We start from the raw sequence: 15195 nt of genomic DNA on the forward strand, positions 1-15195 counted from the left end.
GGCGGGCGGCCCCCCGGTTTTGTTGGGGGGGGGGGGGGGCGCGGCCCGTCGGGGGCCCGCCCCGGCCGGGGCGCCGGCCCCGGGCCCCGCCCCGGGCCCCGGGCCCGGATGCGGACTCCGGTTCGGGGAACGTGCTGGTCGGCTACGGGACGGACCATTCGCGTCCGGCGCGTCGGAGGCGGGTGCGACCCGGCTCCGCCGCGCCGGGAACGGCCCCCGCGGCTCCGGCCGCGGCCCCCGTCCCTGTGGCTCCCGCGGCCCCCGTCCCTGCGGTCATGGCGCCGGCGGCCTCCGTACCGGCCGGCTTCGCCGGGCCCGTGCCGGTCATCTCGCCGCTCGTACGCAAGCTGGCCCGGGACCACGGGGTGGACCTGCGCGCGCTGCGCGGGTCCGGTCCCGAGGGCCTGATCCTGCGCGCCGACGTCGAGACGGCGCTGCGCGCGCCGGAGCCGGTCGCGACCGCCGTAGCCGTCGCACCGGTCCCGGCCGCCGCGCCGGAAGGTGCCACGCGGACCCCGCTCAAGGGCGTACGGGGCGCCGTCGCCGACAAGCTGTCGCGCAGCCGGCGGGAGATCCCCGACGCCACGTGCTGGGTGGACGCGGACGCCACCGAACTGATGGCTTCGCGGGCGGCGATGAACGCCACCGGCGGCCCCAAGATCTCGGTGCTCGCGCTGCTGGCCCGGATCTGCACGGCCGCGTTGGCGCGCTACCCGGAGCTCAACTCCACTGTGGACCTCGCGGCCAAGGAGATCGTCCGGCTCCCCGCCGTGCACCTCGGCTTCGCGGCGCAGACGGAGCGCGGCCTGATGGTCCCGGTGGTCCGGGACGCGCAGGGCCGCAGCGCCGAGTCCCTGTCGGCGGAGTTCGGCAGGCTGACGGAGCTGGCCCGGACGGGCAAGCTGGCCCCGGGGAACCTCACCGGCGGCACGTTCACGCTGAACAACTACGGGGTCTTCGGGGTGGACGGCTCCACGCCGATCATCAACCACCCTGAGGCGGCGATGCTCGGCGTGGGCCGGATCATCCCGAAGCCGTGGGTGCACCAGGGCGAGCTGGCGGTCCGCCAGGTCGTGCAGCTGTCCCTGACCTTCGACCACCGGGTCTGCGACGGGGGCACGGCGGGCGGCTTCCTGCGGTACGTGGCCGACTGCGTCGAGTCCCCGGCGGTGCTGCTGCGCAGCCTGTAGGTGCGGGTGGCTGCGGGTTGCGGACCCTCCCCCAGCTGCCGCCGGGGGTGCCCCCTGCCTCAAACGCCGGCGGGGCTGAAAACAGCCCCGTCGGCGCTCAGGTGGTCAGGAGCAGCTTGCCGACGTGGGCGCTCGACTCCAGCACCCGGTGCGCCTCGGCGGCCTCCCGCATCGGGAAGGTGGCGTGGACCACCGGGTGGACGCGGCCCGCGCCGATCAGGGGCCACACGTGCTCCCGTACCGCCGCGACGATCGCCGCCTTCTCGTCCAGCGGCCGGGCCCGCAGGGAGGTCGCCGTGACCGCCGCCCGCTTCGCCAGCAGCGTGGCCAGGTTGAGCTCGGCCTTGACCCCGCCCTGGAGCCCGATCACCGCGAGGCGGCCGTTCACGGCCAGGGCGTCCACGTTCCGGGCGAGGTACTTCGCTCCCATGATGTCCAGGATCACGTCCGCCCCGGCCCCGCCCGTGGCCGCCCGGACCTCCGCCACGAAGTCCTGCTCGCGGTAGTCGATCAGGATGTCCGCGCCCAGCTCCGCGCAGCGGGCCAGCTTCTCCTTGCCGCCCGCCGTCACCGCCACCCGCGCGCCGACCGCCTTCGCCAGCTGGATCGCCATCGTTCCGATGCCGCTCGATCCGCCGTGCACGAGCAGGGTCTCGCCGGGGCGCAGACCGGCCACCATGAACACGTTGGACCAGACGGTGGAGACCACCTCGGGCAGCGCCGCCGCCGTCACCAGGTCCACGCCCGCCGGTACCGGCAGCAGCTGGCCCGACGGAACGGCGACCTGCTGCGCGTACCCGCCGCCGGCGAGCAGCGCGCACACCTCGTCGCCGACCGACCAGCCGGAGACCCCGGGGCCGACCGCGGAGATCCGGCCGGAACACTCCAGGCCGGGGTGGCGCGAGGCGCCCGGCGGAGGATCGTAGAAGCCCTGCCGCTGCAGGACGTCGGCGCGGTTCACGGCGCTCGCCGCGACCTCGACGAGGACTTCGCCCTGTCCGGCCACCGGGTCGGGAACCTCGGCCCACACCAGGGCCTCGGGGCCGCCGGGTTGTTCGATGGTGATCGCATGCATGGCCCGGAGGCTACCGGCCCGTACGCCGGCGTGCGGCCACCCGGGACGGGCGAGTTACTCCGCCGGGCCCAGGACCACCGGCGGGGTCGACGACGGGCTCGCGCGGACGATCGCGATGAGACGGTCCGTCAGCTGGAGCGGGCTCGCGTGCGGGTCGTCGTACGGGAGCAGGCGGTGGCCGCGCAGGACGCTGACGACCAGATCGTCGGTGTCCCGGACCGATTTGCCGACCTCGGACCGGTTGACCGGCCGCTCGATCAGGTCGAGGCCGCTGCCCTGCTGGATCAGGTCTTCCATCACGGTGCCCGCGCTCGGGCTCAGCACCGACAGTCCGAGCAGCCGGCCCGCCGCGCTCGCGCTCGTGATGACCGCGTCCGCGCCCGACTGGCGCAGCAGCGGGGCGTTCTCCTCTTCCCTGACGGCGGCCACGATCTTCGCGCCGCGATTGAGCTGGCGCGCCGTCAGGGTGACCAGGACAGCCGTGTCGTCCCGCTGCGTGGCGATCACGATCTGACGGGCCTTCTGCAGCTCGGCGCGCAGCAGTACTTCGGAGCGCGTGGCATCGCCGACGACCCCGGTGAACCCCTCCGCACTGGCGATGTCGATCACCTTGGCGCTGGGGTCGACGATGACGACCTGCTCCTTCTGGAGGCCGGTGGCCAGCAGGGTCTGGAGGGCCGAACGGCCCTTCGTACCGAAGCCGACGACTACCGTGTGGTCGCGCAAGTTCTTCCTCCAGCGGTTGAGCCGCCACTCTTCCCTGGTGCGTTCGGTGAGGACTTCCAGGGTGGTTCCGACCAGGATGATCAGGAACAGGACCCGCAGTGGCGTGATGAGCAGGACGTTCACCAGCCGCGCGCTGTCGCTGTACGGGACGATGTCGCCGTAGCCGGTCGTGGACAGGGTGACCGTCGCGTAGTAGACGCAGTCGAGGAAGTCGACCTTGTCGTTGGCGTTGTCGTGGTAGCCGTCGCGGTCGATCCACACGATCAGGACCGTCAGGCACATCACGAACAACGCCATCAGCAGCCGCCGCGTGACCTGCCTCAGCGGTCTTTCGACGACCCGCTTGGGCAGTTTGATGCGGCGCGAGACGAGCTTCTCGTCGGCGCCGCGCGCCATCGCGTCGGAGCCGTGAAGTTTCACGTGAAACATCCCCCCGAAGCCCACGGCAGGTCGAGGATCTCCACTTCCTGTCCCGAGCGTGCGCCGTTGGGCGGTACGACGGCCAGCGCATCCGCCGCCGCGACTCCGCGGAGCATCGCGGGGCCGTTGTAGCGCAGCGGTACGGCGTGCTCGTCGGTGAGCAGGACCGGTACGAGCCGGGTGTCGTGGGGGTGGCCGGGGACGTCGCCCTGCACGGGGGCGGTGTACCGGGGGCGGGCGCTGCGCCCGGCCAGGGCCCGGAGCAGCGGTTCGGCGAGGGTGAGCAGCCCGGAGACGGCGGCGAGGGGGTTGCCGGGCAGGCCGACGAGGTGGCGTCCGTCGGCGCGGCCCCCGAGGCGGGCGAGCAGCATCGGATGCCCGGGGCGCACGGAGACTCCGTCGACGAGGAGTTCGGCTCCGGCCCGCGCGAGTACGGGGTGGACGTGGTCGACGGGGCCGGAGGCGGTGCCGCCGGTGGTGATGACCAGGTCGGCGGGGGAGGTGGTGATGGCTTCGAGGAGCGCTTCGGCTCCGGCGGGGTCGTCGCCGAACCGCCGGGTGGCGACGACCTCGGCGCCGAGCCGGGTCAGCCAGGGGGCGAGCATGGGGCTGAGGGCGTCGCGGATGAGGCCGTCGTGGGGGCGGCCTTCGGTGAGGAGCTCGTCCCCGAGGACGAGGACCTCCACGCGCGGCCGGGGCCGGGTGGTGAGCTCGTCGTATCCGGCGGCTGCGGCGAGGCCGAGGACGGCGGGGGTGACGAGGGATCCGGCGGGCAGCAGGAGGTCGCCGGACCGGCATTCCTGGCCCCGGGGGCGGATGTCCTGGCCGGTGGACACGGGCCGTTCGGCGTAGAGGAGGCTGCTGGTCTCGTGGGAGTGCTCGCTGCGGATGACGGCGGTGGTGTCGGCGGGGATCCGGGCGCCGGTGGCGATCCGTACGGCCTCGCCGTCCGCGAGGGGCGCCGGGAGCTCGCAGCCGGCCAGTGCGTCCTGGCCGCGGCGGATGGTCCAGGGGCCGGGACCGGCGACGGCCCAGCCGTCCATGGCGGAGGTGTCGAAGGAGGGCAGGTCGATGAGGGCGTCGAGGGGCTCGGCGAGCACTTCGCCGAGCGCGTCCGCCAGGGGGACCCGGTGGGTGCGGCCCCGGACCCCGGAACCGGCGCGGGTGGCGGTCTCCCGGGCGCGCAGCCAGGAGGCGGCGCGGTGACCTCCCCCGTCGGGGTTGCGCGTGACCAGGGCGAGCGCCTGGTCGAGATCCCGGTCGGCGTCGGTACGGGCCTCCGCCCCGGTACGGGCCTCGGCCGTGTCCCTGGCTTTGGCGTCGGCGGTCATGCGGAGCCAGCCTCTTCGGAGCCAGCCTCTTCGGTGCCGGGACCTTCGGCGCCGGCGGCTTCGGTGTCGATGGCCTCGGCGGCTTCGGCGGCCCAGCGCAGGGCCAGGTCGGCGGCCTTGCGCGAGGCTTCGGCGACGGCCTGGGCGGGGTCGGCGCCGGCGGCTTCGGCGCGGGCGGCCGCGTAGCCGACGAGGAAGGTCGTCAGGGGGGCGGCGGGCCGGGCGACGCCGTGGGCGGCGTCACGGGCGAGGTCGAGCAGGGTTTTGACGTCGACGGTGATGTCGATGCCCAGCTCGTTCTTGGCGGCGGTGATCCATTGCTCCAGCACGGTTCCATGCTCTCTGATCCGGGCGCGGGCGGCGGCGAGATCGTCCCAGGTGTCGCAGTCGAAGGAGGCGAGCGGCGCGGCCGCGGTGACGGGGGTGAGGTCGAGTTCGGCGGTGACCGCGCGGAGCGGCAGGCCGGTCAGAGTGCCGTGCTCGGCGGCCAGCAGGGCGATTTCCCTCCGCAGGGACTCGGCCCGGTACGCGGCGACCAGGGGCTGGTCGCGGCCGGCGGGATCCCGGAGCATGGCTCCGTCGCGGCCGGGCGCGTCGAGCAGAGCCCGGACCGTTTCACGGTCCAGGAACGGCAGATCGGCGGAGAGTACGAGGACCCGCGCGGCCGTGGTGTGGCGCAGGCCCGCGTCCAGGGCGGCGAGGGGGCCGCCGCCGGGGGGATCTTCCCGGGCCCAGAGGACGGGGCGGGACGTCGCCCTGCGGTCGCCGACGACGACGGTGGTCCGGGCGCCGGCGCAGGCGTCGAGGACCCGGTCGAGGAGGGGCCGACCGCCGACGAGGAGGCCGGGCTTGTCGGCCCCGCCGAGTCGCCGCGCCGCGCCCCCGGCCAGCACGAGGGTGTCGTAGATCATGGTTCCGAGTATGCGCGGGTTGTGTTGCCGGCGGGTTCCGGGCGGGAATACGGGCCGGGTTCGCCGGGACCTGGAGACGACTTCGGGACCTGGAGGCGGCTCCGGGGCCCGGATACGACTCCGGGGCCGGCCGCACCCCGCGGGGTGAGGTCGGCCCCGGAGGGGCGGACAGAGGCACGGCTAGAGGTACGGCCCCGAGCGGATGGCGCCGTGCGGGCCTTCTTCGTCGTCCTCGTGGGAGGAACCCGGCGGGAGGGCGCGGCGCATCTGTTCCAGCTGGGCCCGGGCGGCCATCTGCTGCGCGAACAGGGCCGTCTGGATGCCGTGGAACAGGCCTTCCAGCCAGCCCACCAACTGGGCCTGGGCGATCCGAAGTTCCGCCTCGGAGGGGATGGCCTCCTCGGTGAAGGGGAGGGAGAGGCGCTCCAGTTCCTCCACCAGCTCGGGAGCCAGACCGTCCTCCAGCTCCTTCACCGACGCGGCATGGATGTCCTTGAGACGGACCCGGCTGGCCTCGTCCAGAGGTGCGGCGCGTACCTCTTCCAGGAGTTGCTTGATCATGCTGCCGATCCGCATGACCTTGGCGGGCTGTTCGACCATCTCCGTCACCGGGACCTCGCGCGACTCGTCATCGGCGCCGCCGACCGGCATCCCGTCCTGCCCCACGATCAGGCCGTGCGGGGGGCTGTCCTGCGACCGTTCACTCCTCGGCATCTCCATGCCGTCATTCTCTCGCACACCTTCGCTTTCACACGGTGTGCCCCCGCACAGGCGTGATCCACCCTGTGCGGGGGCACCAACATCCGCCGGACTCCGGCGCGGAGCCGTCCGGCAGCCGTCAGACTTCGCGGCGCGCGAGCGCCCCGCTCGAACGCGTGACCAGGGCCGCCAGCAGCGCCGCACCCACCGGGACCGCGATCAGCAGCCCGGCCAGCGTCGCCCACGGCACGGCGATGGGCATGTACGGCAGGGCCTCCGCGTAGCCGTGCTCGATGCTGTTGCGGACCATGTCGGCCGCGGCCCGCCGCTCGGTGAGCCGCAGGCCCACCGCCGGCAGGATCCCGGCCGCCGAGCCGAGGACCACGCCCATCAGGGCGACCACCCCGCACTGGAAGCCGCTGAGCGTGCGCCGCACCCGCGGCGGGGCGCCGACCGCCGCCAGGGTCTTGAGATCGGCTTCGGCGTCGGCCTGGGCCAGCCCGGTGGCGATGCCGGCCGCGCCGATGGTGACCAGGCCCGCGAAGACGGTCAGGGCGAGCATGATCAGGCTGTCGTTGCCCTGGTAGCCCTTCTCGATGCGTACCGAGGCGTCCACGCCCATCTTGTCGATGGCCCCGTCCACCCGCTGCAGCTGCTCGGAGCTCGCGCCGCCGTCGAGGGTGAAGTACGAACCGAAGGGGGCGGTCATCAGGCCCGCGCTCTTCGCGGCCGAGGGCGGCAGCACCAGCTTGAGGCCGTAGCCCTTCACCGATTCGGGCAGCAGGTAGGCGGCGAACACCTTGTCCTCGCCCGGCGGTTGCTCACCCGGCTCCAGGTCCTTCCCGGAGGTGTCGTTGCCGGTGATCACCCGGACGGTGGCCTTGCCGTCCTTCACGTTCTGCTTGGCGAAGGAGACGGCCTTGCCCGCCTTCAGCGCGGACACCGCGCCCGGATCGGTGACGGCCAGGACGGAGAGCAGCTTCTCGTCGGCGACGACCAGGGGGTACTGGACGCCCATGTTCTCCCGGGCGCAGCGCCAGTCGGCGCTGAGCGCCTTGCGCTGTTCCGTGGTGAAGGAACTGGGGCCGTTCTTGGCCGTGTCGAGGGGGCAGAGCTGGTCCTTCGCGATGATGATCTCGGCCCGTCCGCAGCCCTGGGCGAAGGAGTACGGGGAGCAGCCGGGCTTGCCGACGGCGACCCTGTCCACGTCGGCCCGTACGCCGAGGCGGAGTTCCTTCTCCAGCGCGAGGCGCACGGCGGGCACGTCCCGGTAGGCGGAGCTGTCCTGGGTGGTCATGAAACCGGTCCCGAAGGGCAGCTGGGCGACGTACTCGGAGCGTGCCTGGAGCTCGTGGCTGTGCTGGTAGGTGGCCACGGCGACGGTGCCGGCGACGGCGGCCAGTACGGCGGCCACGGCCGGTGCCGTACGCCCCCGGTTGCGCACGGAGTCGCGCAGCGCGAGCCGGGGCGACAGCGGGAGCCACCGGCCGGCCCGCCCGAAGAGGCCGACGAGGGCGGGGGTGAGGGCGACGATGCCGAGCTCGGCGAGGGCGCTGCCGCCCGCGACGACCACGGAGCCCATCCCGGAGACCGTGCCGTACAGGGCGATGGCGGCGCCGCCCGCGACGGCGATCAGGCCGAGGACGGGCAGCACCCGGCTGGACCGGCGCACGCCGCGGCGGCCGGTGAGGGAGGCGAGCACGGTCTGCCGGGAGGCGGTGACGGCCGGGACGATGGCGGCCAGCAGCCCGGTCAGGACGGCGAGCAGGCCGATGCCGAGGAGCTCCAGCGGGCGGACGTCGAAGCCGGCGAAGCGCTTGCCGATCTGCTGTTCCAGGACCGGCCGGAGCCCGAAGGTGAGGCCCATGCCGATGGCGGTGCCGATGACGGCGGCCGCGGCGCCGATGACGAGGCCGCCGGAGAGCACGATGGCCCGGATGTGCCGCCGGTCGCCGCCGTTGGCGCCGACCAGGCCGAGCTGGCGGCGCGAGCGCCGGGCACCGACCGCGAAGGCGGGTCCGGCCAGCAGACAGATCTCCAGCATGGCGAGGCCGACGACGGTGGACAGGACGGCGAGCTCGGTCTTGCCGAGGACCGCGTCGTTGTTCCAGTTGCTCTTGGGTTCCTGCCGGTAGAGCGGTACGTCGGCATCGGCCGGCGGGTTCAGCAGGACGGCGCGCGACTCGACGACGAGGCCCTTGGTGTTGGCCTCCTTGACGATGTTCCACGTGAAACCATCGCCGCCGACCTTGACCAGGTAGGAGTGCTGGGGGTGCAGTCCGGTGCTGCCGGCGGCCTCTCCGGCCCGTGCGAGCGGGGTGAGCAGGCTCCCGGGCGGGGCGATGATCTGTGACAGCTTGAGCGCGTCGGGCAGCTCGTAGGCGCCCACGATCTTGTAGGAGACCGCCGAGTCGCGCGGGGTCACGCTGGAGCCGACGAAGTAGCCGGACTCCTTCAGGAAGGCGTTGGTGGCCATGATCTCGCCCGGTGCCTGCGGGAGCCGGCCGCGGTCCAGCTTCCACAGGCCCTTCGTCAGCGGGCTGGCGGTGTCCACCTCCCGCAGCTCGGTGAAGAGGATCCCGTACCGGGTGCGGACCTTGCCGTAGGCCATGCTGTCCCGGGTCGACTCGGCGCCGGGCGGCAGCGGGGGCGGGGGCGGGGTGTCCCCGGTCTCTTTGAAGCCGCCGCTCGGGTCGTACTTGTCGAACCCGCCGACCGGGGCGTAGTTCTTCCCGTCGGGCGACTGGTAGAGGGGAGTGCCGCTCATCCGCCCATCGCTCACCCGCGCGTCGGCGGTGCCGAGCAGCCGGTCCATGCGCTGCCCGGCGGAGAGCTGGGAGCTGCGCACGGTGAGGTCGGCGGCGCTCACGCCGACGATCGGCAGGGCGATCATGGCGAGGACGAGGGCGCTGCGGCCCTTGGAGCGCCAGGCGTCGCGGCGGGCTATCCGGATCGCCGCGATCCAGGAGTGGTACGAGGAGATCACTGGTTGGCCGCCTGCCCGGTGAGCAGGGAATCGGCGTGGCTGCGCAGGGTCTCGTCGACGACGGTGCCGTCGCGCAGGAACACCACGCGGTCGGCCCACGCCGCGAACCGCGGCTCGTGCGTCACCAGGACCCCGGCCGCACCCGCGTCGCAGCGCGAGCGCAGCAGGGCGAGCACGGACTCCCCGGTCTCCGAGTCGAGGGCGCCGGTCGGCTCGTCGGCGAGGACGAGACGGCGCTCGCCCACGAGGGCGCGGGCGATGGCCACGCGCTGCTGCTGGCCGCCGGACATCTCGTCGGGGAACCGGTCGGCGAGGTGGGACAGGCCCATCTCCTCCAGGGCGGCCAGCGCGGAGACGCGGGCCTTGCGGGCGGAGACTCCGTCGAGTTCGCGCGGCAGCGCGACGTTCTCGGCCGCGGTGAGGGCCGGGATCAGGTTGTAGTCCTGGAAGACGTACCCGATGCTGCGGCGGCGCAGCGCCGCCAGCTGCTTGCGGCCGGCGGTGGTGATGTCGGTGCCTTCGACGATCACCCGGCCGCTGCTGGGGGTGTCCAGGCCCCCGGCGAGGGTGAGCAGCGTGGACTTGCCGGACCCGGAGGGTCCCATGACGGCGACGAGTTCGCCTGGGTACACGGAGAGGTTGATTCCGCGCAGGGCGTGCACCTCGGTGGCGCCGCTGCCGTGCGTGCGGACGAGCTGGTCCAACTGCAGTACGGGCTGGTCGGGCATGAAGGGTCCCCCCTGGGACATGAGCGTGTTCAGCCCCGCCGCGTGCGGGCGGTACGGGACATCCGGTCGGTGGTCGGGCCGACCGGGCTGGTCAGGCCGGTTTGGCCTGTCGGGCCGGTCGTGATGGCGGTGGGTGTGGGTCCCTGGGCCGGCTCCGGGAACGCCGGCTCCGCTTCGGCGGGCTCCGCGTCGGCCGGCGCGGGCCCGCCGTTCGCGGAGAGCCGTACGAGCCTGGTCTCGCAGTGGTCGAGCCAGCGGGCCTCGGCTTCGGTCTGGAAGATCAGCTGTTCCAGCACCAGCAGCCAGGCGACGTCGTCGCGCTCGCTGGTCCGCCCGCTCTCGATGGCGGTCAGGGCCTGAGCCTTGAGCCGGGTGTAGTCCTGCATGGCCTGGACGGTGGCGTGCCGCTGGGCCTGGATGACGGCGCGGATGTCCACGCTGGGTGCGCAGACGGCCATGGCGAGCTTGATGGCGAGCTCGTCGCGGGGCGGGTTGGCCCGGTCGACGGGGCGCTCGTACCACTCGCGCAGTTCGGAGCGTCCGGTGTCGGTGATGGCGTACAGGGTGTGTCCGGCGGTGTCCTCGCCGCCGGGGGCGACGAGGCCGTCGCGCTCCAGGCGGGCGAGCGTGGTGTACACCTGCCCGACGTTGAGCGGCCAGGTGGAACCGGTGCGGGACTCGAATTCGGTGCGCAGCTGGGAGCCGTACCGAGGGCCCCGTTCCAGCAGGGCGAGAAGGCCGTGGCGGATCGACATACTCAGTATGTATACCGAGTATGCCCGTCGCCGCAACCACCCTGAGGGCTACGCCGCGAGAGGGAGGGCGGGGATTCGTAGATCTTGAGAGGGACTCAGCGGCCCCGGCGCAGCCGCATTCCCATGAAGCCGAAACCCAGTCCCATCAGGGCGAATCCCGTTCCGAGCGGCAGTATGTGCGCGGCCAGATCGGCGGCCCGCTCGTTGGGCTCGGACCCGAGCGCGCTGACCGGGGCCGGGGCGGAGGCGGAAGGGGCCGTGGGTGCCTGCCGGACGGGCTCGGTGCGCGGGCGCGCCGGGACGGGCCGCGCGGCGAGCACGGTCTCGGGGTTGGCGGGCTCGGTGACCGGCAGCCCCGGCCGCTCCCGCCCGGCCCCGGCTGCGCTTCCTGCGAGCTCCTCGAAGGCCCCGTCCGGGGTGGCGGCCGCGGCGACGGCGACGGCGCTCGCGGAAGGTGTGGCGGTCCCGGACGGTGCGGTGCTACCGGACGGTGTGGCGGCCGGTGTGGCATTCGGTGCGGCGAGGAGGGCGGACGTGGAGGCCGAGGGCCCGGCGTTCGCGGGCGCCGTGATCAGCAGCGCGGCGGACGCCAGCGCTGCCCCGGCGGTCCAGCGCAGCGCGCGGGCATATGTCACGCACTCAGATTTACATAAACGGACAAAAGGGGCATCCCGTACGGCTCGTACGAGCCGTACGGGATGCCCCGTCGGCGCAACCGCGCCCGGCGCCTACCGCGCCCCCGGCTACTGCGGGTTGCCCGTGGAGATGTAGAGGACGAAGGTGGTGTCCTTCGGGTCGATCTTGGCGCCGCCCGCGGGCGACTGCTCGACGACCGTCCCCTCGCCGTAGACCACCTCGTCGCGCGGCTTCTCCTCGTACTTCCAGCCCGCGGCCCGGATGCACGCCTTCACCGAGACCTGGTTGATGTACCGGAAGTCCGGCGCCTGCACCTTGGTCGCGTCGTTGAAGTCCTTCTGGGGCTCCTTGCACTTCGACACGTCGATCACGCGCGAGGTGTCCGGCCCCTTGTGCCCGGCCTTCGGCGAGCCGGACGACGAACCGGAAGCCGCCGGGGTCGGCGGGTTCGCCTTGTCGTCCTTGGTGCTCGGGGTCAGCGCGTAGATCACTCCGCCCACGGTCAGCAGCGCCACCACGATGGCCCCCACCAGCACCGGCGTGTTCCGCTTCTTCGCCGAGCCGGAGCCGGAGCCGGAGCCCGAACCCCCGCCGACGGTGGTCTGCGAGCTCTGGGGCGCGACCGCGTACGGCGGCGGGGTCGCCGCCCCGTACGCCTGCTGAGCCTGCGGCGGAGTCTGGTACTGCTGCGCGTGCTGCTGCGGGTACCCGTACGCGCCCGCGTTCGGCGCGGGCGTCGGCGCGTACGGGGACGGCGCCTGGGTCTGCGGGACCTGGTACGGCTGCTGCACCGACTGCGGCGGAGCCTGGAGGCCCGAGTCCACCGGCGGGAACACCGCCGAGCCGACCCCCGCCCCGCTGCCGGTCGGGTGCGAGCCGGGGACGATGACCGGGGCCCCGGTGTGCCCGGCGCCCGCCACTCGCGCGACCTCGTCGAGCATGGCCGCGGCGGTGGGGAAGCGCTCGTTCGGGTTCTTCTTCAGGGCCCGCGCCACCAGGGCGTCCATGGCCGGGCTGACCGAGCGGTTGATGGAGGACGGCGCGACCGGCTCCTCCTGTACGTGCGCGTACGCCATGCCCAGCGCCGAGTCCGCGACGAAGGGGACCCGCCCGGTCAGGAGCTCGAAGAGCATGATGCCGACCGAGTAGAGGTCGGAGCGGGCGTCCACGGCCCGGCCGAGCGCCTGCTCGGGGGAGAGGTACTGGGGGGTGCCGACGACCATGCCGGTCTGCGTCATCGAGGTGACCCCCGACTGCATGGCCCGCGCGATGCCGAAGTCCATCACCTTGACCACACCGCGCCGCGTCATCATGACGTTGCCCGGCTTGATGTCGCGGTGGACCAGGCCCATCTCGTGGCTGCTCTCCAAGGCCGCCAGCACGTCGGCGGTCACCTTCAGCGCCTTGTCGGCCGGCATGGCCCCGTACTGCCTGACGTCCGCGTCCAGGACCGAGCCGAGCGGCTGCCCCTCGACGTACTCCATGACGATGTACGGCATGACCGCGCCGTCGGCCGCGGAGGGGTCCGCGAAGGAGACGACGCCCTCGCCGGTATCGAATACCGAGACGATGTTGGTGTGCGACAGTTTCGCTACAGCCTGGGCCTCGCGGCGGAAGCGCTCGCGGAAGGAGGCCTCGCGCCCGAGTTCACTGTGCAGCGTCTTGATGGCCACCTGGCGGTCGAGCGCGGAGTCGTAGGCGAGGTATACGGACGCCATGCCGCCCTCACCGAGCAAATCCCTTAGCTGGTAACGGCCACCGGCCAAAGAGCCGCCCGCGTACTGGCCCTGAGTGCCGTCCTGGCTCATGACTGTTGCTTCCCCTCGGGATGTGTCCCTACGCCTCTGGCTGAGCGCATGTCGGGCTCAGTCTGCCGGAGGGCAAGCACACGTCAAGCCAGGTTCCCGTTCCGTGACCACAAGGCCACCGGGCGTCTTGTCCGAACGGTGACCGGTTCCGAGGCTGTAGCGTTCATCGGAGCACACGATGAGGACGTACCGCTGAGCGGCGGCCGAGACAGACGACGGTGAGGACTGATGGCACCCGAACCCGAGGGAAGCGGCGCCGGGATGGCAGACGGTCCTGAGCACTGGGGCGCGGGCGGGCTGGTGGGAGACGGCCGTTACCGGCTGACCCACCGTCTGGGACGCGGCGGAATGGCCGAGGTCTTCGCCGCCGAGGACGTCCGGCTCGGCCGGACCGTGGCCGTCAAACTGCTCCGCCCGGACCTCGCCGAGGACCCGGTGTCCAAGGCCCGGTTCACGCGCGAGGCGCAGTCGGTCGCGGGCCTGAACCACCATGCCGTCGTCGCCGTGTACGACTCGGGCGAGGACCGGGTCGGCCCGAGCGTCGTCCCCTACATCGTCATGGAACTGGTCGAGGGCCGCACCATCCGCGACCTGCTGATCAGCGCCGAGGCCCCGGGCCCCGACCAGGCGCTGATCATCGTCTCCGGCGTGCTCGAAGCGCTCGCGTACTCGCACCAGCACGGCATCGTGCACCGTGACATCAAGCCCGCCAACGTGATCATCACGGACGCCGGCGCGGTCAAGGTGATGGACTTCGGCATCGCGCGCGCCCTGCACGGCGCGCAGTCGACGATGACCCAGACCGGCATGGTCATGGGCACCCCGCAGTACCTGTCGCCCGAACAGGCCCTGGGCAAGGCCGTGGACCACCGTTCCGACCTGTACGCGACGGGCTGTCTGCTCTACGAACTCCTCGCGCTGCGGCCCCCCTTCACCGGGGAGACCCCGCTGTCGGTGGTCTACCAGCACGTGCAGGACGCGCCGATCCCGCCGTCCCAGCTGCCCGAGGGCCACCACATCCCGCACGAGCTCGACGGGCTCGTCATGCGTTCCCTCGCCAAGGACCCGGACGACCGGTTCCAGAGCGCGGAGGAGATGCGCGGGCTGGTCCAGTACGCGCTCCAGATGCTGCACGACCAGGGGCCGAACACCGGCACCTGGAACACCGGCCCGGTCACCATGGCGCTGCCGCACGGCCGCGGCCCCGCGCAGACCACCGCGATGCCGATGCCGGGCAGCGGCGGCCGTCCGCAGTACAACTCGCACGCGTCGACCTCGCAGTTCCAGCAGCCGATGGTGCCGCCGCTGAACCCGGACGACGGCTCGGCCTTCCCCGGCGGGGGCGGCCAGGGCGGTCCGGGCGGCCACGGTGGGCACGGCGGCTACGACGGGTACGACGGCTACGACGACCGGTCCGGCGGCGGCCGCTGGAAGCTGTGGCTGTTCGCGGTCCTCGCCGTGGTCGCGGTCGCGGCGGGCGTGGCGTACGCGGTGCAGGGCATCGGCGGCAAGGGCGGCCAGAAGGAAGGGCCGTCGACGACGGTCTCCTCCTCTTCCTCGTCGAGCGGTACGCCGAGCAGCCCGACCCCGGAGACCACCCCGTCCCGGACGCCGGAGAGCTCGCGCTCGTACGACTACACGCCGACGCCGAGCCGCAGCAAGTTCACTCCGAGCTTCTCGCCGACTCCGACGCCGACTCCCACCCCGACTCCGACGCCGACCCCGACTCCGACCCCCACGCCGTCGAAGACGCCGAAGCCGACGCCCTCGACGAAGCCTCCGACGGAATCCGCGAACCCCGAGCCGGAGCAGTAACCCTCAGTAATGCGAACGGCCCGGGGGGGGGGGGGGGGGGGACTGACCCCCCGCGCGCGGGGGCGGGGGGGGGCTAGACCCCCCGCCGGCTGAGAGACCGGCGGGGGGGTGGGGA

General features: G+C 73.1%; 12 protein-coding genes. 2 read left to right on the forward strand and 10 right to left on the reverse strand.

Annotation, left to right across the window (positions count from 1 at the left end; all coding sequences use genetic code 11):
- On the forward strand, nucleotides 1-1190 hold a 1190-nt coding region (locus ACFXDJ_RS30860; protein ID WP_384850937.1), incomplete at its 5' end, for a dihydrolipoamide acetyltransferase family protein.
- Nucleotides 1191-1287: 97 nt separating this feature from the next.
- Here ACFXDJ_RS30860 and ACFXDJ_RS30865 read toward each other — a convergent pair.
- From ACFXDJ_RS30865 to ACFXDJ_RS30910, 10 genes are all read right to left on the reverse strand, one after another.
- Nucleotides 1288-2265, reverse strand: a complete 978-nt coding sequence (locus ACFXDJ_RS30865; RefSeq protein WP_384658537.1) for an NAD(P)H-quinone oxidoreductase — start codon at nucleotides 2263-2265, stop codon at nucleotides 1288-1290.
- A gap of 54 nt (nucleotides 2266-2319) precedes the next feature.
- A complete protein-coding gene (locus ACFXDJ_RS30870; protein WP_384658534.1) occupies nucleotides 2320-3420 on the reverse strand; it encodes a potassium channel family protein in 1101 nt (366 codons plus the stop codon).
- A complete protein-coding gene (locus ACFXDJ_RS30875; protein ID WP_384658531.1) occupies nucleotides 3408-4742 on the reverse strand; it encodes a molybdopterin molybdotransferase MoeA in 1335 nt (444 codons plus the stop codon). The genes ACFXDJ_RS30870 and ACFXDJ_RS30875 overlap by 13 nt, the downstream gene beginning before the upstream one ends.
- Nucleotides 4739-5653, reverse strand: coding sequence for an NTP transferase domain-containing protein (locus ACFXDJ_RS30880; protein WP_384658528.1), 915 nt, complete (start codon nucleotides 5651-5653; stop codon nucleotides 4739-4741). Before ACFXDJ_RS30880 ends, ACFXDJ_RS30875 begins: the two co-directional genes overlap by 4 nt.
- Before the next feature lie 180 nt (nucleotides 5654-5833).
- Nucleotides 5834-6373 carry a bacterial proteasome activator family protein gene (locus ACFXDJ_RS30885; protein ID WP_384658525.1) on the reverse strand — a complete coding sequence of 180 codons (540 nt, stop codon included), beginning with the start codon at nucleotides 6371-6373 and terminating at the stop codon, nucleotides 5834-5836.
- A 118-nt stretch (nucleotides 6374-6491) separates the two neighbouring features.
- Complete coding sequence (locus ACFXDJ_RS30890) at nucleotides 6492-9338, reverse strand: FtsX-like permease family protein (protein WP_384850939.1); 2847 nt, start codon at nucleotides 9336-9338, stop codon at nucleotides 6492-6494.
- Complete coding sequence (locus tag ACFXDJ_RS30895; protein ID WP_384658519.1) at nucleotides 9335-10066, reverse strand: ABC transporter ATP-binding protein; 732 nt, start codon at nucleotides 10064-10066, stop codon at nucleotides 9335-9337. Before ACFXDJ_RS30895 ends, ACFXDJ_RS30890 begins: the two co-directional genes overlap by 4 nt.
- 29 nt (nucleotides 10067-10095) lie before the next feature.
- Nucleotides 10096-10821 (reverse strand): PadR family transcriptional regulator, encoded by a 726-nt coding sequence (locus ACFXDJ_RS30900; protein ID WP_384850941.1) that lies wholly within the window; start codon nucleotides 10819-10821, stop codon nucleotides 10096-10098.
- Between the two features lie 95 nt (nucleotides 10822-10916).
- Nucleotides 10917-11456 carry a hypothetical protein gene (locus ACFXDJ_RS30905; RefSeq protein ID WP_384850943.1) on the reverse strand — a complete coding sequence of 180 codons (540 nt, stop codon included), beginning with the start codon at nucleotides 11454-11456 and terminating at the stop codon, nucleotides 10917-10919.
- A gap of 108 nt (nucleotides 11457-11564) precedes the next feature.
- Complete coding sequence (locus ACFXDJ_RS30910; protein ID WP_384850945.1) at nucleotides 11565-13265, reverse strand: protein kinase; 1701 nt, start codon at nucleotides 13263-13265, stop codon at nucleotides 11565-11567.
- Nucleotides 13266-13493: 228 nt separating this feature from the next.
- Here ACFXDJ_RS30910 and ACFXDJ_RS30915 point away from each other — a divergent pair, with 228 nt between their 5' ends.
- Nucleotides 13494-15080, forward strand: coding sequence for a protein kinase (locus ACFXDJ_RS30915; protein WP_384850947.1), 1587 nt, complete (start codon nucleotides 13494-13496; stop codon nucleotides 15078-15080).
- The last annotated feature ends 115 nt before the right edge of the window (nucleotides 15081-15195 follow it).

It is taken from the genome of Streptomyces sp. NPDC059443, assembly GCF_042750105.1.
In the GTDB taxonomy this organism is placed as follows: Bacteria; Actinomycetota; Actinomycetes; order Streptomycetales; family Streptomycetaceae; genus Streptomyces.

Bases quoted from the DNA above. Each gene is read 5' to 3' on its own strand.
- ACFXDJ_RS30865 (WP_384658537.1), bottom strand. From the start codon at position 2,265: ATGCATGCGATCACCATCGAACAACCCGGCGGCCCCGAGGCCCTGGTG.
- ACFXDJ_RS30870 (WP_384658534.1), bottom strand. From the start codon at position 3,420: ATGTTTCACGTGAAACTTCACGGCTCCGACGCGATGGCGCGCGGCGCC.
- ACFXDJ_RS30875 (WP_384658531.1), bottom strand. From the start codon at position 4,742: ATGACCGCCGACGCCAAAGCCAGGGACACGGCCGAGGCCCGTACCGGG.
- ACFXDJ_RS30880 (WP_384658528.1), bottom strand. From the start codon at position 5,653: ATGATCTACGACACCCTCGTGCTGGCCGGGGGCGCGGCGCGGCGACTC.
- ACFXDJ_RS30885 (WP_384658525.1), bottom strand. From the start codon at position 6,373: ATGGAGATGCCGAGGAGTGAACGGTCGCAGGACAGCCCCCCGCACGGC.
- ACFXDJ_RS30895 (WP_384658519.1), bottom strand. From the start codon at position 10,066: ATGCCCGACCAGCCCGTACTGCAGTTGGACCAGCTCGTCCGCACGCAC.
- ACFXDJ_RS30900 (WP_384850941.1), bottom strand. From the start codon at position 10,821: ATGTCGATCCGCCACGGCCTTCTCGCCCTGCTGGAACGGGGCCCTCGG.
- ACFXDJ_RS30910 (WP_384850945.1), bottom strand. From the start codon at position 13,265: ATGAGCCAGGACGGCACTCAGGGCCAGTACGCGGGCGGCTCTTTGGCC.
- ACFXDJ_RS30915 (WP_384850947.1), top strand. From the start codon at position 13,494: ATGGCACCCGAACCCGAGGGAAGCGGCGCCGGGATGGCAGACGGTCCT.